Source organism: Pseudomonas sp. GNP014 (assembly GCF_054344005.1).
Genome location: NZ_JBTGUS010000001.1, coordinates 5855213 through 5873152 on the forward strand (window position 1 = coordinate 5855213; position 17940 = coordinate 5873152).

Annotated in this window: 20 protein-coding genes, 5 tRNA genes and 3 pseudogenes; 13 read left to right on the plus strand and 15 right to left on the minus strand. The window is 50.8% G+C overall.

The features are described from left to right. Positions 1–759: 759 nt before the first annotated feature. Together ACXX9E_RS26340 and ACXX9E_RS26345 are read right to left on the minus strand one after the other, a co-directional pair. Positions 760–870 (minus strand): annotated as a pseudogene (locus ACXX9E_RS26340) (DDE-type integrase/transposase/recombinase); the annotation flags it as partial. A gap of 17 nt (positions 871–887) precedes the next feature. Next, positions 888–2039 (minus strand): annotated as a pseudogene (locus ACXX9E_RS26345) (IS3 family transposase). Between the two features lie 1209 nt (positions 2040–3248). Here ACXX9E_RS26345 and ACXX9E_RS26350 point away from each other — a divergent pair. From ACXX9E_RS26350 to ACXX9E_RS26365, 4 genes are all read left to right on the plus strand, one after another. After that, the gene (locus tag ACXX9E_RS26350) at positions 3249–3560 is read left to right on the plus strand and encodes a hypothetical protein (protein WP_458556428.1); all 312 of its coding nucleotides are present in this window, start codon (positions 3249–3251) and stop codon (positions 3558–3560) included. Between the two features lie 57 nt (positions 3561–3617). Then, positions 3618–3860: a hypothetical protein gene (locus ACXX9E_RS26355; protein WP_458556429.1), complete on the plus strand. Its 243-nt coding sequence runs from the start codon at positions 3618–3620 to the stop codon at positions 3858–3860. A 72-nt stretch (positions 3861–3932) separates the two neighbouring features. Next, positions 3933–4706, plus strand: a complete 774-nt coding sequence (locus ACXX9E_RS26360; protein ID WP_458556430.1) for a hypothetical protein — start codon at positions 3933–3935, stop codon at positions 4704–4706. 55 nt (positions 4707–4761) lie between these two features. Next, positions 4762–5520, plus strand: coding sequence for a YuaM family protein (locus ACXX9E_RS26365; protein ID WP_458556431.1), 759 nt, complete (start codon positions 4762–4764; stop codon positions 5518–5520). A 199-nt stretch (positions 5521–5719) separates the two neighbouring features. Here the strand turns inward: ACXX9E_RS26365 and ACXX9E_RS26370 are convergent. Beyond that, positions 5720–5926, minus strand: a pseudogene (locus tag ACXX9E_RS26370) (helix-turn-helix domain-containing protein); the annotation flags it as partial. A gap of 148 nt (positions 5927–6074) precedes the next feature. On the opposite strand from ACXX9E_RS26370, the gene ACXX9E_RS26375 reads away from it, so the two are divergent. From ACXX9E_RS26375 to ACXX9E_RS26385, 3 genes are all read left to right on the plus strand, one after another. After that, positions 6075–6515, plus strand: a complete 441-nt coding sequence (locus ACXX9E_RS26375) for a hypothetical protein (protein ID WP_458556432.1) — start codon at positions 6075–6077, stop codon at positions 6513–6515. Between the two features lie 36 nt (positions 6516–6551). After that, entirely contained in the window at positions 6552–6950 is a 399-nt protein-coding gene (locus ACXX9E_RS26380) for a lysozyme inhibitor LprI family protein (RefSeq protein WP_458556433.1), read from the plus strand. Positions 6951–7019: 69 nt separating this feature from the next. Beyond that, on the plus strand, positions 7020–7496 hold the full coding sequence (locus ACXX9E_RS26385) for a hypothetical protein (RefSeq protein WP_458556434.1): 477 nt from the start codon (positions 7020–7022) through the stop codon (positions 7494–7496). Positions 7497–7627: 131 nt separating this feature from the next. On the opposite strand, the gene ACXX9E_RS26390 is transcribed toward ACXX9E_RS26385, so the two are convergent. Further along, on the minus strand, positions 7628–8101 hold the full coding sequence (locus ACXX9E_RS26390) for a HEPN domain-containing protein (protein ID WP_458556435.1): 474 nt from the start codon (positions 8099–8101) through the stop codon (positions 7628–7630). A 3-nt stretch (positions 8102–8104) separates the two neighbouring features. Continuing rightward, a complete protein-coding gene (locus ACXX9E_RS26395; RefSeq protein WP_458556436.1) occupies positions 8105–9223 on the minus strand; it encodes a DUF262 domain-containing protein in 1119 nt (372 codons plus the stop codon). A gap of 201 nt (positions 9224–9424) precedes the next feature. Between ACXX9E_RS26395 and ACXX9E_RS26400 the strand changes: the two genes are divergently transcribed. After that, on the plus strand, positions 9425–10042 hold the full coding sequence (locus tag ACXX9E_RS26400) for a recombinase family protein (RefSeq protein ID WP_458556437.1): 618 nt from the start codon (positions 9425–9427) through the stop codon (positions 10040–10042). Positions 10043–10077: 35 nt separating this feature from the next. Next, positions 10078–10923: a hypothetical protein gene (locus ACXX9E_RS26405; RefSeq protein WP_458556438.1), complete on the plus strand. Its 846-nt coding sequence runs from the start codon at positions 10078–10080 to the stop codon at positions 10921–10923. Between the two features lie 100 nt (positions 10924–11023). Here the strand turns inward: ACXX9E_RS26405 and ACXX9E_RS26410 are convergent. Further along, positions 11024–11100, minus strand: a tRNA-Arg gene (locus ACXX9E_RS26410). Between the two features lie 294 nt (positions 11101–11394). Between ACXX9E_RS26410 and ACXX9E_RS26415 the strand changes: the two genes are divergently transcribed. Beyond that, the gene (locus ACXX9E_RS26415; protein ID WP_003227247.1) at positions 11395–11625 is read left to right on the plus strand and encodes a hypothetical protein; all 231 of its coding nucleotides are present in this window, start codon (positions 11395–11397) and stop codon (positions 11623–11625) included. Between the two features lie 20 nt (positions 11626–11645). After that, on the plus strand, positions 11646–11825 hold the full coding sequence (locus ACXX9E_RS26420; protein WP_123466986.1) for a PA3371 family protein: 180 nt from the start codon (positions 11646–11648) through the stop codon (positions 11823–11825). Here the strand turns inward: ACXX9E_RS26420 and phnN are convergent. Both phnN and ACXX9E_RS26430 read right to left on the minus strand, forming a co-directional pair. Beyond that, positions 11800–12369: a phosphonate metabolism protein/1,5-bisphosphokinase (PRPP-forming) PhnN gene (phnN, locus tag ACXX9E_RS26425; RefSeq protein WP_186748718.1), complete on the minus strand. Its 570-nt coding sequence runs from the start codon at positions 12367–12369 to the stop codon at positions 11800–11802. The two genes, ACXX9E_RS26420 and phnN, sit on opposite strands and share 26 nt — an antisense overlap. Before the next feature lie 122 nt (positions 12370–12491). Continuing rightward, positions 12492–12647, minus strand: coding sequence for a hypothetical protein (locus ACXX9E_RS26430; RefSeq protein WP_177490689.1), 156 nt, complete (start codon positions 12645–12647; stop codon positions 12492–12494). 112 nt (positions 12648–12759) lie between these two features. On the opposite strand from ACXX9E_RS26430, the gene ACXX9E_RS26435 reads away from it, so the two are divergent. Further along, a complete protein-coding gene (locus ACXX9E_RS26435) occupies positions 12760–13086 on the plus strand; it encodes an Arc family DNA-binding protein (protein WP_003178899.1) in 327 nt (108 codons plus the stop codon). 244 nt (positions 13087–13330) lie between these two features. Here ACXX9E_RS26435 and mgtE read toward each other — a convergent pair whose 3' ends face one another. After that, the gene (gene mgtE / locus ACXX9E_RS26440; RefSeq protein WP_123466990.1) at positions 13331–14773 is read right to left on the minus strand and encodes a magnesium transporter; all 1443 of its coding nucleotides are present in this window, start codon (positions 14771–14773) and stop codon (positions 13331–13333) included. A 321-nt stretch (positions 14774–15094) separates the two neighbouring features. Here mgtE and ACXX9E_RS26445 point away from each other — a divergent pair, with 321 nt between their 5' ends. Next, complete coding sequence (locus tag ACXX9E_RS26445; RefSeq protein WP_267802406.1) at positions 15095–15613, plus strand: cell envelope protein SmpA; 519 nt, start codon at positions 15095–15097, stop codon at positions 15611–15613. A gap of 19 nt (positions 15614–15632) precedes the next feature. On the opposite strand, the gene ACXX9E_RS26450 is transcribed toward ACXX9E_RS26445, so the two are convergent. From ACXX9E_RS26450 to ACXX9E_RS26475, 6 genes are all read right to left on the minus strand, one after another. Continuing rightward, positions 15633–15709: transfer RNA gene (locus ACXX9E_RS26450), tRNA-Arg, on the minus strand. A 72-nt stretch (positions 15710–15781) separates the two neighbouring features. Beyond that, positions 15782–15858: transfer RNA gene (locus ACXX9E_RS26455), tRNA-Arg, on the minus strand. A gap of 72 nt (positions 15859–15930) precedes the next feature. Then, positions 15931–16007, minus strand: a tRNA-Arg gene (locus ACXX9E_RS26460). A 107-nt stretch (positions 16008–16114) separates the two neighbouring features. Continuing rightward, positions 16115–16205, minus strand: a tRNA-Ser gene (locus tag ACXX9E_RS26465). Positions 16206–16267: 62 nt separating this feature from the next. After that, entirely contained in the window at positions 16268–16456 is a 189-nt protein-coding gene (gene csrA, locus ACXX9E_RS26470) for a carbon storage regulator CsrA (RefSeq protein WP_002554426.1), read from the minus strand. 186 nt (positions 16457–16642) lie between these two features. After that, positions 16643–17884 (minus strand): aspartate kinase, encoded by a 1242-nt coding sequence (locus ACXX9E_RS26475; RefSeq protein WP_123466994.1) that lies wholly within the window; start codon positions 17882–17884, stop codon positions 16643–16645. Between the last annotated feature and the right edge of the window lie 56 nt (positions 17885–17940).

Genomic DNA, 17940 nt, shown 5'->3' on the forward strand with positions numbered 1-17940 from the left:
GCCTCCTATAACTAGGGAGGATTTTCATTCCTGCAACAAATCATCTCAACAACGAATCTTTTGTCGCAGATATATAGTCGTTGCTCGCCTTGACCTGATCACTCCCTTACTCGATTTGCCGCAAAAGGGAGCCTTATAGGGCTTCATCATGGATATGTCTAAATCGGCGACTGGTACACTTCGGTACGCTAGGTCTTTACATCACAAACCCGAGAGAGTTTGACCATAGTTCTTTAATGCTTCGTTGGCTTTCCAGCCCCCCAACTGGGCGAATTCTCAACAAAGTCTATCGACATCGTTAGCTCGCGCTTAATGCTCTAAAATACAGAATCGAAACCGGGATGAGCACGCGATTCATGTAGAACAGTCACCAGTTGCAAAAGCTCTCGAGCTTGGGCAATCGGCATTTGAACGTCGCAATAAACTGTGTCGTCGTCTCTTCGAGCCATTTTTAAATCCTCCGAGGTTTTACCAGGTTGGCTACAGGCCTGCCTCGAACTCATCAAACTGTTAGTGCCTGGTTCCCAATTGTTGTAGATAGCAGAAAGCTCTGAAGCTCGCCCGGCCATTTCCTTTTTTGAAGGATGCGATCAAGTACCTCGAATTTTGGGTAGTGATCACCCAGAACCTGCCCTCTTTACGGACAAAACGTATGGTCGAAGTTCGCAGCAGGTGGCCATCCGAAAACCGTCCTTCTAAGTCTCGCTTAGCGTGTTCAAATATGACTCCATACGCCAAGCCAGCCGAGAAAAACACGTCGCTCAGCGCCCAGCCCACCACTCGGCGCGCGTAAAGATCCATAACGACAGCCAGGTAATGCCATTTCCCTTGAGCCCAGATGTAGGTGATGTCGCCACACCAGACCAGATTGAATCGCCCCGGATTCTCTAGGCACCTTGCAAACTCATTGCGTAACGCTTTTCAAACTCTACCGGTGACAGTTGATTGTTGAAACCATGCCGGCGTTTTGCGTTGTAGAACATCTCGATGTAATCGAACACATCACTACGAGCATCTTCGCGCGTGGTGTAGATTTTTCGCTTGATCCGTTCCCGTTTCAGAAGCTGGAAAAAGCTCTCGGCCACGGCGTTGTCATGACAGTTGCCTCGGCAACTCATGCTGGCAATCAAATTGTTTGCCTTCAAAAAACTGCGCCAATCGGAGCTGCTGTACTGGCTACCTTGGTCGGAATGAACCATCACCTCTTGCTTCGGTTTACGCCTCCAAACCGCCATCAACAACGCATCAATAGCCAGATCACTGGTCATCTGCGACTTCATTGACCAGCCAACGACCTGACGAGAAAACAGATCCAGTACCACCGCCAAATACAACCAGCCTTCATACGTACGAATGTAGGTGATGTCGGTGACCCAAACCTTGTTGGGTTCCACGACCATCGAACTGGCGCTTCAGCAAATTGGGTGAGGCGACCGCTGGCTTACCTCCATACTTTCCAGGGCGACGCCGATACCCTGTCTGAGAGCGCAGACCTTCAAGACGCATCAGCCTCGCTACAAGATGGCGGCCACAATCTTCACCGACCTCGCGCAGATCGTCGTGGATTTTGCGATAGCCATAAACGCCGCCGCTCTCCAGCCAGGAATGCTTGATCAAACCCAGCAGTCGCTGGTCGTCTTTGGCGCGTACAGATTGCGGCTCAGACAGCCAGGCGTAATAACCGCTGGGATGGACTTTCAGCGTCAGGCAAAGCCGTCGAATCGAATAGTCGCCCGCGCGCTGCTTGATAAAGGCGTACTTCAGCCGCACTCCTTGGCAAAGTACGCGGCGGCCTTTTTTAATATGTCTCGCTCTTCAGTGACGCGCTTGAGTTCCGCTCGCAGACGACGTAGCTCAGCGTGCTGATCATCATCCTGCTGCCGTTCTTCTTGAGGTTTGCTGTAGCGCTTTATCCAGGCATAGAGGCTATGCGTCGACACGCCGAGACGGGCCGCCACATCAGCGACGGGTAGCTTCTTTTCGATCACTTGATTGACCGCTTGGATTTTGAATTCTTCGGGGTAATGCGGGTTGCTCATGGCACCTCCTAATTGGCCTCAGTTTAAGGCAAAGAGGTGTCTACGAAACCCGGGGCGATTCACGCTTAGCGTACGATTTTATCCAAATTCTGGTGGTTTACCTTCATAGTCTCCAGGCTTCACGCCGATAGCCGATAGCCGATAGCCGATAGCCGATAGCCGATAGCCGATAGCCGATAGCCGATAATGTGAGTGCACCTCCATGATAGAGCTGTCACTAGAATTTAAGATACTTACCAGCTTGATAGCTTTACAAGTGCGCGAGATGGGGTTCAAAACGTCGTTTTTTAGTCAGTTTCAATGTGAAACGCGTCCGCCTCGCGCTCGCCCCCCTCAAATAATTCAGGGAAGGCCCTCTGAGATCTACCGGTGCAGCTGCTTAAGGTGAAAACCAGGCATGCGAGCTAATCCAGCCAAGGAGATGGTGGACAAAATGATGGCAAATTAGTAGCGTTACACGATTGCTTCGAAATCTGGCGATACGACTAAGACGACCGCATATGTCGCGATCTATGAGCCGATCACACGCTTGTCGCAACAATTTTTCGGATAAGACCTTGATATTGCTAAGCATCATAGGGATATGAATTTTGCGTGAATCAAAAATCAAAGAAATAGTTTGTGGGGACATTGGCAGAGATGCTTTTGCTGCGTATTCCCCTTTTGCAGTTAACTCTCCTGATAAATTAATCGAAGCGGCGCGAAAAACGCTAGCTTTAGTTCCACCTGTTTTTGGATCCTGTGTGATGATTAGCGCAGGGTTCGTAGCGGCGCTGAAATCTTACTACTCTATTCCAGCTATTGCTGTAATAGGTGACCTATACATTAACGGCGCCCCCGTATTCAAGTGCACAAAACATCCCCACACCGAGCCGCGACAATTCGACTATTCGTGAACACTGGAATGGACACTGTTGGGTTGAAGTTGGCGGCTACATTTGCGACCTGTCACTTTTCCGATCAGCATATGCGCTCAAGGGGCCAAGTCTCCTGAAGAGTTTCATTATAAATATTTTCGGAGAGAGAAAAGGCGCGATCCTATTACCACTGAACAACCTTCCCCAGGAAATGGACTTCATACCAAAACACGTATTAAACGAAAGTCAAATCAGTGGCATCCTTTCCGGTCTTGCAGAACAAAATTCAACCGTCCCCAAAACATAACATTGTAAAAATCAAATCAATCACAAGCTCAATCAAGGAAAACCCATGTCAACATCAGACCTAGAACAACTATTTAAAAAGTACGCACCATCAGGGCCAAAGCTACTTCAACGAGGTGCCCTTGCCATTCTAATTTGCATGGCGCTCGGCATGCTGTATGCAATGTATATCATGGAAACTCCCGCAAACCTGGCGAAAGAAAATGAATTCTCTTTCAGACAGGGAATCGGCCTGGGCCTTGGAATATATACATCAATTATTCCTATAGCCACTCTAACCTTTTCTTACTACCAGAAAGTAATGCGTGCAAAAAAACGCGCCATCAAAGAGACAATCGAAAAAAACATCAAAAACTAACACCATTCATCGCGACAACCGAGCTCATCATATTGAGCAAAAAGTCGGAGAAACCTTATGCCCATTCCAAGGTTAAAATCTAAAATAGAAATCGAAGCCATCGACATCCCCACAATGCATGAAATGTCTTTACCCAAATATAAAAAATATCTCAGTAACGAACTATTTCTTGTTGACCACCACAATGTGCTCCGCTCAGGCCTAGGTGGATACCCGCTCGCGGTTACTCGCCCCCAACTGGAAATTCTGATAGATCATCTTCAAAGCCTCAAGGAAAAAATTGGTAAAAAATCCGATTAACAAGGTGTAAAAATATTGTAGTAATCTCGATGAAATATGGCTTTAAACATAAGACTTACATGGATCTTAAGCATGCACGCAATTGACCCGCAAGAGGCACTAGTACCAATTTTCGTAGAGTCTCGCGACTCAGGAAGAATCCAACAGGTAGGAACTGGAATATTTGTCGAATTCCAAGCAAAGCCGTTTTTGTTTACCGCTGCACACGTTACAGACACGATGCGTAGCGGACAATTAATGGTCCCTACTTCCGATGGGCTCGTCGAAATTGATGGGTACATGGCCTATGTTGACCTCCCCCCTGAAGAAAATAGGGAGGATGATCCAGTAGACATTGCGTACTGTAGACTCAGTACTAATTTTGCCAAGAGTATGCTTGCTTATTTTAAACCACTCCCACAGTCTCGCTGCGAGATTATTCATAGCGCACTGGATCTTGGCATTTGTTCTATCTACGGCTACCCAGTCAGCAAAGCACGACAAAACGGAGACCGTTTTAGTTCAGAGACTGCATCATACCGTGGAGTTGTTGCAGAGGAGCGAACCTATCAAGAGCTAGGTCTATTTGCAGACTCAAGCATCGTGGTGCACTTTAAGAAAAAAAATGCTGTTTCTTCTGGGAGTGGAAAAAAAATCAACCCTCTCAGCCCTCGAGGCGTGAGCGGGGGCGGCATATTTGCATGGCCCGAGGGCCATGAACTATCTAATGATTGGTCTCTCACTCGCTTGGTAGGTATTTTTCATACCTATAAGGAGAGCAAGGGACTTATGATTGGCACTCATCTCACATCTTTAATTGCGGCAATCCAGCTTGGGCAAATGAAAGACTTTGGAGGTATTGAGTAAATAATCAATACTCGAACATTATTCATCCATGTACAGCTACAGCTTAGGAGTTTCGATGCACGAAATTGAGCGCCTTCTGGAAAAATTAGACTCCGTGAGGCCCTACCGTCCCAGCGCCCCAAAAACGGTCTACGAGGCTTTTCTGGAAAAATCCTTCACCTATGGTCTTGCCACTGCCATGGTGCCCTTTGCTGTATTGTGCCTCCTAGCTATGTGGCACAAACTCTATTCACCTTTGTCCAGTGGCTGGGTCACTGTAGCGCTTTGGAGTGGTCCGATTGCACAAGGCATTGCCCTCTTGTCTTTCGCCGCGCCGATGTTGATGATGGCACGTACAATATTTTCTTGGCGAGATGACAACCGTAGTTATCGCAAAGGCGAGATCGAACATGACCACCTCCAAGCATCCAGTTTGATGGAAGAACCGGCAAACAAACTGGAGCTTGCAAAACAACGATTAGAACTCAAGATAAAGCGTCAAGAGCGACGTCTAGGTCTTTTTATGGAGGCGGATGCAAAAAAAACCGCGCTCTTCTCGCTTATTTCTCTTAGCTACGCGTTCGGCAACTCAGTTACCCATTCCGACTGGTCAAAACTCACAGCTACCAGCTTCACTAGCCCTCTGATCGACCAGATTTTCGTATTCGGCATGATCGCCTTGCTAATGGTGTCCATCAGTGCCATCGCGATCAAGATTATTGCCAATCGCGACACCTACCGGATAGAAATAATCGAATTGGCCCTCTCACTCAAAAACCTAAAACCTTCACGGCAAGTAAAGCGGATATACCGTAGAACATCTGCGTCAACTTGATATCGACGCATAGAGTGAAGTAGGTAGCGTCGACTCCTCACGAAACTCAAGACCTATGCACGGTGCATAGGTCCGCCTCCCAACACGATGCCTACTACATAAGGCAGCCATGCTGCGTAGCTCAATCTGATTGCCTGCATTCGCCAGCCGCCACCGGTTTCACGGCAGCGGCCATTCTCTCCGCAATTTCGATCAAGACGTCGACAATGCGCGCATGCTCCAGCGTCTCGTGAAATGGACTGAGTTTGTTGAAGGTTGCGCACCTTTGGTACACCGGCTGGGTGGCTTCGGGTGCTCTGACCCATTTTCGAATGGTGTTTCTCGACAGTCCGGTACGCTTGGCTATCTGATGCAGCGAAAGCTTGTCGCGGAAGTACATCCGCCGGATTTTTCCCAACATTTCCATGCTGATAACCCTGTGTTCTCCTGCTCGAAAAGTGAGCAGAAGCAGTTGAACACCTGGGTCAGTTTTCAGTCGGCAGAACAGCCTTTACTGGGTCAGTTTTCGGTCAGCGGCAACAATTGGCAACCTGATTCGACCATGCGGGACCTCAATGGGTGCAATTTTCATCTTTTATTGGCTATACGCCATGTTTGCTAGCGGTAAATCGATTGCCTCGACGGTAATAGGCTATTTTATTTTAGCTCTCGCTATATTTACCTTTTTAAAAATAGCTCAATCCGTAGCCACGACGTATTTTGGGGTTGTGGTAGATCCTAAAAATGACAGAGTACTGCTTCCCAAGGATATGGCCAACTACTCTATCTCCGACTATTTCAACCTTAAATTTGTTACCGAGCTCGGGACAATGGAGGAGGTTCCATTGAGTCAAGTTAGGCGTATCACCCGTCAAGCTGGAAAAAAACTCTATATTCACGGCAAGCTTGGATCGCGAGGCATGGAGTTCTCTAAAAAGCAAAAGCGCGACGAGTGCATTTCTGCCATCGAGGACGCAAGCAAGTCCAGATCTTCTATTGAATTTGAAAACGCATAACGTAAGCAATACACATTTACTTATATAGAATCAATTATGCGATCTACTATTTATTCAATTGTTGCAATCGTCTGCGGCCTTTCTAACAGCGCACTTGCTAAGGACAATTATTCACCAGCATATAGCAACTGCATGGACAAAGCTGGCGGTGCGACCTATGACATGGTCGAATGTTCCAGTGCCGAACTCTCACTACAAGATGCAAGATCAAATCTTGCTTACAAAAACGCAATGGGCGTTTTATCAGACGAGAGCAAGAACAGACTACGGGAAGCTCAACGGATTTGGATTAAATTCAGGAATGCTGACTGTAGTATCTACTATAATCTTTCGGGCGGCAATATGGACACTCTTAATGGGGCTGGTTGTGAGATTAGCATGACGCAAGAGCGTGCGGATGCGCTTGAATGGATCGCTCGGAATGGTGGTGAGTAGGATCTTATGAGGTGCGAACGCCAAGTACCTTCCATAACTATCTTACTGATCCATCATAAAAGGATTTATATGTTTACTCTAATTCTCTCGCTAGCCTGCGCAGCTGGCGCTGGATGCGACTACGATGAGTACAAGGTAGCTGAGTTTAATAACAAGAATTACGCAAGCAGCATGTGCTCGGCACTATCGAACGTGCTAATGGCCGCCCGCACCCCACAAGATAAAGAACGTGAGGCATTGTTCCGTTGCTTAGATAATGACGACCCGAAAAATGATGGGCGCAAACTATATATCTCGGAAGCTCCTCAAACAATCATGTTCTTGGAAACTTGCCCCTTGGATGGAAGAAGTGGCCGTTTCAAAAAACAGGGTAGTGCTGAGTGCGAAGCGCAAGATATAGCAACATTCTACGGAGAGCATGCTTCCGCAATGTGCCAAAATAGGTTAAATAATACACAGCCTGTTTTTGCGGCAGAATATGACAGCCGGAAATACACCGGCTACTTGAATTGCGTATCTATAGCACCTGAAACAGACGCACTCTAGTCATTCTCCTGCCTGATTGGCATTTAGACTCATGCCAATCAGGTAGGAAAGATACAAAATTTATTTTGTTATCAGACCAACGGATCGACCAACAGATGTGATTAATGCCAAAGGCAATTATACGCTCCTGATTAAACTCCGTTATCAATGTCCATTATCGCCTTGATCCCTTGGATAACTTTTACAATTTCATTGTAGTAGCCCTTAACCCTAGCCAATGAAACATCACCAGGCTGGCCATGTGCTATCCCATGCCTAAGGGTTACAAGACTATCAATAGCTTCTTTTCTTTCATCCGAGATAAGCTTCTCAATATCAACCCTCCAACTCTCATCGAAAGAAAGCAGATGAGTTGACAGCTTAGTAGACTTCAAGTTCGTGAGGTTCTTGATAGATCCGGATACATAGTGCGTTATTTGTGGAGACGCGCGTTTCTTCACGTACTCGGTGGTAAAGTTCTTTATTGTTTGATCTAGAAACCCAGAAACCAAAACACACAAGTGTCTTGCGAAATCAGCACGTAGTTCGGTTTCCATGATATCGATTTTGTCTGCACGGGCAAATGCTGCATCGAGTGCATTTTTTAGCGAGGCATGACGCTTCATGGTCTAAACCTCACTAAACGCTAACTCAGCCAGTTTTATGCGCTCAGCAACTTGATCCTCCCGCGCGGTGGCTTTCCCTACTGCTGCTAAAAACTTGTCACACTTCAGCAGGTTTTCGTAAGCGTGTAGGACTTTCCCTTTGTCGATATCCCCGCCTTTCTCAAGTCGTTTCGCTACGCCAAGCATAACAGAGTCAAAGACAGCAGCATTCAGAGCATTGGTCAACCTGAATGGTTTAGGCCCAACTACCTCAGTAATTAAGTTGATTGCGTCAACAAAAGCTTTCTCGATTACTTGGTCGCTCTCTTTCGTCAGATTCTGATTGTACTGTGCATATATCGTAAGGAAATCTTTCATTGGGCTTGAGTATGGCACAGGTGAGAACTGTAGCGCGATGAATCTAAGCACCAACTCATGGTCTTTGAGATTTCTGGACGGCTTGCCGAAAGCTACGCGCCATGCTTTAGTTTCATTAAGCTTCCGCACTAAGTGCATCAACTTACCAGGAGCTAAAGCCACTCGAATTTCATGCGGAGACAATCTTGTTCCGCCAGAGTTTAGGCGTTCGAAAAGCGTGTAGATACTTGAAAGATCTTGTGACTCCTGAGTTTTCTTAATCACGGTGGCGTGAATAATTGCATCATCAAGCGTCCTTCTTTGATCCTCGTCAAGCGTCTTATATGTTCTACCCTTAAACTGTTCTTGAACACCTTCTAATGAAAACTCTTTCTTATTCAACATGCCTTCGTAAAAGGCGGAGAGTGTGAGCAGGCGTTGCTGACCATCCAGCACTAGCAGTCTCTTATCTGACTGCTGCACTAAGAAAATCCCAGGTACTGGTAAACCTAGAAGCAAGGACTCTACAAAACGATCGCATTGAAGTTTACTCCAGATAAACTTGCGCTGGAAAGCTTCAACTTCAAAAACCAAATCGTTTGAAGGGTCGAATGACGGAATCACGATGTCACTTTTCTTCAGTCGACTAACTAAACCATCAACCGGATAGTCAGCCCCATAGAATGTCAGATCAAATTTATATTCGGTTGCTTCCTCCTGTTCGGCAGAGTCCTCTAGCTCGGTGCTGTCGTCAATCTCGTCGTATGTGGATTCAGTGGTGCTCACGATTCGGTTCTCCTTTGATGAACGGCTTCCTGCGGCTGATGATGCCATTTTGCCTTGCCTTCTCGGTAGTTACCATGTGTAAGGTAAGGTATGCCTAGGCTGATACAGGCTGATTCCACCTTTCCCAGCCTTTTCACTTGATATGTGACACCCAAAATGCAACGTTATTAGGACAACACCCTAACTGATACAGGTTGCATTATGTTCATCCGCGCTTACCTTCGAGCCTCAACCGACGAGCAAGATGCCGGCCGCGCACGCACGGCTCTCGAGAAGTTTGCGAGCGACCAGAACAAAGTTATTGCCTGCGAGTACCTAGAGAACGCCAGCGGAGCGACCGCGGACCGGCCTGAGCTGCTGCGCCTGCTCAAGGATGCCCGCAAGGGTGATGTGCTGCTGGTGGAATCAATAGACCGCCTCTCGCGCCTTCCTGTAGAGGATTGGCAGAAGCTCAAGGCTGCGATCGACTCCAAGGGCCTGCGCATCGTCGCGTTAGATCTACCGACCAGCCACCAGGGTATGCAGGACACTAAGGGGGATGAGTTCACCGGGCGGATGCTGGGAGCAATCAATTCAATGCTGGTGGAAATGATGGACGCCATTGCGCGTAAAGATTACGAGCAGCGTCGCGAGCGCCAGGCCCAGGGCATCGAGAAGGCTAAGGCCGCTGGCAAGTACCAAGGCCGCCCCGTTGACGCTGATATGCATAAGCGTGTGACCGAACTACTAGGCGCCGGCCTCGGCATTCGCGCAACGGCTCGGCACGCCAGCTGCTCCACAACGACCGTATTACGCATTCGCGATCAGTTAAATGCTTAACCCTTGCTCCACCACATACACAGAGAATGCAATCAATGGACGATCGCGATAACGCCCAACACAGCGAAAGTGTCGACCTAGCGTATAACACAGCCCTTACAAAGCTAGACGTAGCCACGTGTGAAGCGATGGCGGTTAGTCAAGCTATTGATGTTGAAAGCTCAGAACTACATCTAGGGTTCTCTGTACAGATTTTCAAAAAATTATGCAGCCACTCCGTCGCACTGATCTGTGCAGTACCTCGATCGCGCTGGGTGAAATCGGATTTTGAGAACTGGGATTTCGCCTGTGCTGCTGGTCAATGTCGCGCGATCATCGAGGGGTATTTACTATTTCTCTACCTTACCAAAACACCATCTTGCGATGCGGAATGGTCAGCAAGGCTCTTCGTGCTTTACATCAACGATTGCACGAGGCGAGCGAAAATGATGAGGAATGTCGGGGTAGCTGAGGAGGCGAACGACTGGACACGCCAAGCAGAAGAGTTACGGCAGAGACTGAAGATAAACCCTTGGTTCATCACTCTCGACGAAAAGGTTAAAAAGCGCTGTTTGGCTGGAGATAATCTTATGATCTCCAGCAGAGACGAAATGCTTGAGCAGGCCGGATGGGAAAGGGCGAATTTCTACGCGATTTGGGATCTGCTGTCTCAGTATGCGCACGTTTTGCCGATGTCCTTCACAAGTATGGAACCTGACGGTCGTGGGTCAGGTGCCGCAAATGAAGCGGACATTGACTACCTTATGGCAACAATTTCTTGGTGTGCAGACACCGTACATTCAGCCACGAATCTGATCTCCGCTGCTTTTCCGACTACTGCGATAGTCCGACAAGGGCTGGATTCAAAGTTCGAACCAGGACCAAAACCAAATAGCCCATGAACGGCGGCGCTAAGACATAGATCTAAGCAATTTTGCACCCGCCTTGCACCCACGGAGCATTGACGAGAAAAACAGAAAACGCTGTAGACCTTGATTTATATGGTGTCCCAGGGCAGGTTCGAACTGCCAACCTTCCCCTTAGGAGGGGGATGCTCTATCCAATTGAGCTACTGAGACACTGAGTTGTCACGGCCGGATGCGGCGCGACGGACGGCGAGCATGTTAACGGCCAGCCCTCTATTTGTCATGTCGTCCGTGGGCTTTTTAAGTGTAGGCAGGCGCCCTACAACCTTGCGGGATGATTTACCGTGCAATTTGCACTGCCGCAAAAAGCCATCATTGCAGAATGCAACCTGAGCCTGTTGAAAAACCCTTCCAAATGCTTGTTTTTAAGGGACTTAACAGCGGTTAGACTGTTGGCACGACGGCTGCTTTGTCTGTTCACATAACAGAACAAACGGAGTCCGCCCCATGAACAGCACTCTCCTGCTTGCAAACGCAATCGCTCTCGCGGTTTTGGTTGGCTTTCATTTTGTTCCCGAGAGTGCTGAACCGGTGGCTCAGCGTATGCCGCATTACTTGCAGGTGCAGAAAGCACCGCAGTGGGCGGTGTTGAGCGATCAGAGCGACTTCGCGGCGCAGGCAGTCAATGAGCCTGAGCAAGCACTGCCGACGCGCGACACCGAACGTCTGGTTTTTTGAAATATCTTCAGGAGTACAGCATGTCCAAATCAGCCGCAGGATTTCTGATCCTCGCCTTATTGAGTGGCGTCGTGCATTTTTCGCTGTTCGAGGAAACCGAAATCACCCTGCCCCTGGTTGGCTGCGGCGTGTTTGCGGTGTTGTTCGCACTGGCACTGGTCGCCGGACGCAGGATCAAGTTCGATCCGGTGTTGCGTTGAGCCGGATCAAGTCCAGTAATTGATTGACGGCATCCACCAGAGCACCTGAATTGTCGATCAGATGAACAGGCAGATCGCTGGTTCGCCGGTCCTTGAATAACGCGTTACGCGCAAGCCGCGCATCGATCTGCTCAAAGGTCTCTCGACCGCGCCGCACCAGGCGCTCGCGCAATACTTCATCCTTCACCGTCAGCAGCACCGGGATCAGCGTCGGATAGTGTGTCAGCGCGTCACGCAGATTGGCGCGCGAGCCGTTCACCAGCACATGACGACCGGCGCGCAACCATTCGTCCATTTCTATCGGGATGCCATACGCGAGGCCGTTGGCGTGCCAGGCGAGGGCAAAATCGCCGTCACGCTCGCGCTGATCGAACTCTTGCGGCGTGACGCCGACGGCGTCTTCACCCACCGACTCCGCTGATCGGGTAATCACCCGGCGAATGATTTCGCAGTTCATTGCCCGTAACGGCTCACGCGCCGCTTCGATCAGGCTGTCCTTGCCCGATCCGGAAGGCCCCATCAGATAAATAAGCCTGCCATCCATCCTGAAAACATCCTCCGGAACGTGTCTGCCCCTAGTAAATCGGCAAATTGCCACTATCCTGTACAGGTAAGGAAACAAGGATAGAAAGCCGCATAGCATGCACGTTCTGAAGCCTTCGGGCATCAATTGATGTGCATCAGGAAGCGGCCATTGATGCGGGCCAAGGCAAAGTTTTCCAACCAGTCCGCATTTCTGATAATTGGTGCTGGCATTACGCCTTTACCCAGCTCAATATTTGTCACAGAATTGACGCCAATGATCTGGCAATTTTGAGGCATGATGCGGGCCTCTTAACAATTCAGGTTGAACCATTTGGCGCGGATGCTTGTCCTACCACACATCCTGCGGCCAATTCCGAGAACCGCTCCCCTGAACTAACCGGTTAAATATATGCGCCCATTGAAACAGGCAATTTATTCCAGCCGTACGGCTGACAAGTTCGTCGTACGTCTGCCAGACGGGATGCGTGAACGCATTGCCGAGGTGGCTCGCAATCATCATCGCAGCATGAACTCCGAAATCATTGCACGCCTTGAGCAGAGTCTTATTCAGGAAGGTGCACTGGGCGAAGAGCTGAGCATGCGCCTGGACAGCCCAGAGCTTTCGCTGCACGAGCGTGAACTGCTGCAACGCTTCCGTCAGCTGTCTCACCGTCAACAGAACGCTCTGGTGTCGCTGATCGCTCACGACGCCGAGATGGCCGCAGACGCGTCCTGAGCCATACCGAACATCTCAAGCCAGCATAAGTGCTGGCTTTTTTTTGCCTGCGATTTGACGCGTTAGCCGCCTGACATACATTCGTGGTGAGGGGATCTATCCCCAATAGACTGCGAAGCGGCCCCAAAAAGAGGGACTGCTGCGCAGTCTATTGGGGATAAATCCCCTCGCCACAGGTTACTAATCACCCATCAACAGGCACAAAAAAGCCCGCCATTTTGGCGGGCCTTTTCTTTGCAGCCGGTTAGAGCAGGAAGATTGTCGCCAGCCCCAGGAAGATGAAGAAGCCACCGCTGTCGGTCATGGCGGTGATCATCACACTCGCGCCCATCGCCGGATCGCGCCCCATCTTCGCGAGGGTCATCGGAATCAGCACCCCCATCAGCGCCGCGAGCAACAGGTTGAGCGTCATCGCAGCGGTCATCACCACTCCCAACGACCAACTGCCGTAGAGCAGATAGGCAACCACACCGATCACCCCGCCCCAGACCAGACCGTTGATCAACCCAACCGCCAGCTCCTTGCGCATCAGGCGCGAAGTGTTGCCCGTACTGACCTGGTCAAGCGCCATGGCGCGCACGATCATGGTGATCGTCTGGTTACCGGAGTTGCCGCCGATACCCGCCACGATCGGCATCAGCGCCGCGAGCGCTACCAGCTTCTCGATCGAGCCCTCGAAAAGACCGATCACCCGCGATGCGACGAACGCCGTGATCAGGTTGATGGCCAGCCACGCCCAACGGTTGCGCAGGGATTTCCAGACCGAGGCGAAGATATCTTCCTCTTCGCGCAGACCGGCCATGTTGAGGACTTCGCTTTCGCTTTCCTCACGAATCAGGTCAACCATTTCGTCGATGGTCAGACGTCCGATCAGCTTGCCGTTCTTGTCGACTACCGGGGCCGAGATCAAGTCATAACGTTCGAACGCTTGAGCGGCGTCGTAGGCGTCTTCGTCCGGGTGGAAACTCACCGGATCGCTGGCCATGACTTCAGAAACCTGTTTCTCCGGATCGTTGACCAGCAAACGCTTGATCGGCAGCACACCCTTGAGCACACCGTCGTAATCGACCACGAACAGCTTGTCGGTATGACCAGGAAGCTCTTTGAGACGGCGCAGATAACGCAACACCACTTCGAGGCTGACATCCTCACGGATGGTCACCATTTCGAAGTCCATCAGCGCGCCGACCTGCTCGTCGTCATAGGACAGGGCCGAACGCACCCGTTCGCGCTGCTGGTTATCCAGGCTCTCCATCAGCTCATGGACGACGTCTCGCGGCAGCTCGGAAGCCAGGTCAGCAAGTTCGTCGGCATCCATGTCCTTGGCCGCAGCCAGGAGCTCGTGATCGTCCATGTCGGCGATCAGCGTTTCTCGAACGGAATCGGATACTTCGAGCAGAATGTCGCCGTCGCGATCGGCCTTGACCAGTTGCCAGAGCGTCAGACGATCGTCCAGCGGCAAGGCTTCGAGAATGTAAGCGACGTCGGCGGAGTGCAAATCATCGAGCTTGCGTTGCAACTCGACGAGATTTTGCCGGTGAACCAGGTTTTCGACCCGGTCGTGATGCGGACCTTCCTGACGATGAGTCAGGTCTTCAACGACACGCTGGCGCTGCAGCAGCTCGACGACCTGAGCCAGGCGATCCTGCAGGCTTTCCTGTGTTTTCTTTACTTCGATTTCGGACATAGGCGAACTCCACTCCCAGCAGCGGGGCACGCCGGAAGGATCAATCAGTCAATTCATGATTGGTAAAACGCGGTACTGAGTAACTACTGGGTAAGTCCATGGAGGTTTTCCATAAGCCCCGGCGGGGCTGACGGGCGCAATGATACACCGCCTGACGGTTTTAAACGTTAAAAAATCACGGTCGAAACAAGCGCTTGCGAAACAAACCTGAGCGCAGTCCTGATCCTTGCAAATGCGACGACTCATCCTGAAAAGAAAACACACCGGCGACAAAAAATGTAGCGACTACCCTTGAGCGTAGATCGTCATGGAGGACGCCGAATGCCATCGAAAACTTCTATTTTTGTCCTGACCAGCCTGCTCTGCCTGCCTCCCGCCGGGGCCGCCACCACGCTTCATCGTTGCGAAGCCGTCGACGGCAGTGTCACCTTCACCAGCATGAGCTGCGCCAGCGGCGAGCAGCGATCCGTGCAGGAAGTTCACCCCTACTTGCCAGGCTCGGTCATCGCGGTGATGCCCGAACACGACCACGAAGAAACATCCGGTATGAAAACCAGAAGACGCGAACCAGGCGTTGTCGGCACGGCAGTAGATCAATGCGGCAATCTGATCAGCGCCAGGCAACGTCGTGAAGCAATCATCAATCAACGCGTGATTGCCGGCATGAGCCAAGAGGATGTTGAAAGCGCACTGGGCAAACCCGACAAGGTGAATGTCCGGACTTCGACAACCAGCTATCGCTATGACCTCAAGCGAGGCCGCAGTGCTCAAGTCGATTTCGATGAGAGGGGATGCGTGAAGGGAAAAGCCAAATCCCGGACAGCAAAAAGCCCGCGTTAAACGCGGGCTTTTCGGTATATGGTGCACTCGACAGGATTCGAACCTGTGACCGCTCGGTTCGTAGCCGAGTACTCTATCCAGCTGAGCTACGAGTGCATTTTGTGTTTTTAGACCAGACCACAACTGGTTGAAGCCAAGTTATTTACATCGCTGCAACTAACTCTTAAATGGTGCACTCGACAGGATTCGAACCTGTGACCGCTCGGTTCGTAGCCGAGTACTCTATCCAGCTGAGCTACGAGTGCATTTGTGTTTGTTAGACCAGATCACACCTGGTTGAAGCCGAGTCATTTACATTGCTGCAACTGACTCTTAAATGGTGCACTCGACAGGATTCGAACCTGTGACCGCTCGGTTCGTAGCCGAGTACTCTATCCAGCTGAGCTACGAGTGCATTTGTTGCGCCGCATTATAGCCCGTTTAATCTCTATTCCAACCACTTTTTCTAGTAATTTCAACAACTTACCGAAAAAGCCAGATTACAACGTACTAAGCAAATAATGGCGGAGAACGGGGGATTCGAACCCCCGACACCCTTTTGAGGTGTACTCCCTTAGCAGGGGAGCGCCTTCGGCCACTCGGCCAGCTCTCCGCAACACGGGGCGTATATTAACCACCTTCTTCCCCGTTTGCAAACATAAAAAACGATAAAAATTAATGGCTTGGTTCTTCGTCCTTCTCTTTCTTTATACGCAGGTAAATTTCCTCACGGTGCACGGCTACCTCTTTCGGGGCGTTGACGCCGATACGCACTTGATTTCCTTTGACGCCGAGCACGGTCACGGTGATTTCGCCATCACCGATAATCAGGCTTTCTGCGCACCGACGAGTCAGAATCAGCATACCTCTCTCCTCACGCAATTCTTCAGGGACAACAGTCTGCAAAAAAAAGGCACCCGACCTACAACCGGAGCGATCGTAGCCCTACATGCCTGAGTATTGACCAGCGCGAGCAAAAGAACAGATCAGGGGCTCGCGCCATTCAAAAATAAAGGGCGCGGTCAGACCGCGCCCTTCATGTAAACGGAATTACTCGCCCTGACGGGCTGGAGCATCCAGTTCGAAAGCCGTGTGCAGAGCGCGCACGGCCAATTCCAGGTACTTCTCTTCGATCACCACGGAAACCTTGATTTCCGACGTCGAGATCATCTGGATGTTGATGCTTTCTTTCGCCAGGGATTCGAACATGCGGCTGGCCACGCCTGCGTGGGAGCGCATGCCGACGCCGACGATCGAGACCTTGGCAATCTTGGTGTCGCCTACGACTTCACGGGCACCGATCTCGCGAGCGGTGTTTTCCAGCACGGTCTGTGCGCCCTGATAGTCGTTGCGGTGCACGGTGAAGGTGAAGTCGGTGGTGTTATCGTGCGCGACGTTCTGCACGATCATGTCGACTTCGATGTTCGCGGCACTGATCGGGCCGAGAATCTTGAACGCCACGCCCGGGGTGTCTGGCACGCCACGGATGGTCAGCTTGGCTTCATCGCGGTTGAAAGCGATGCCGGAAATGATCGGCTGTTCCATGGTTTCCTCTTCATCAATAGTAATGAGGGTGCCCGGACCCTCCTTGAAGCTGTGCAGTACGCGCAGCGGAACGTTGTACTTGCCGGCGAATTCCACCGCACGGATCTGCAGCACCTTGGAACCAAGGCTGGCCATTTCCAGCATCTCTTCGAAGGTGATCTTGTCCAGACGCTGAGCGACCGGCACCACACGCGGGTCGGTGGTGTAGACACCATCGACGTCGGTGTAGATCTGACACTCATCGGCCTTCAATGCAGCCGCCAGTGCCACGCCGGTGGTGTCGGAACCGCCACGACCGAGGGTGGTGATGTTGCCGTGCTCGTCGACGCCCTGGAAACCGGCGACAACAACAACGCGACCCGCCTTCAGATCACCACGAATTTTCTGGTCATCAATCTGCAAGATACGCGCTTTATTGTGCGCACTGTCCGTCAGAATCCGCACCTGATTACCGGTGTACGACACCGCCGGCACACCGCGCTTGATCAGCGCCATCGCCAGCAGGGCAATCGTCACCTGCTCACCGGTGGAAACGATCACGTCCAGTTCACGCGGAACCGGTTGAGTGTCGCCACTGATTTGCTTGGCCAGATCGATCAGACGGTTGGTTTCGCCGCTCATTGCAGACAGCACAACCACCAGGTCATCGCCGGCATCGCGGAATTTCTTAACCTTGTCGGCGACCTGCTCGATTCTCTCGACAGTGCCGACCGAGGTGCCTCCAAATTTCTGTACGATCAAAGCCATTTCAAAGCCGCCTCTGCCCATGAAGGGCGCCCAATAATCACTCGAACAGCCGCCGG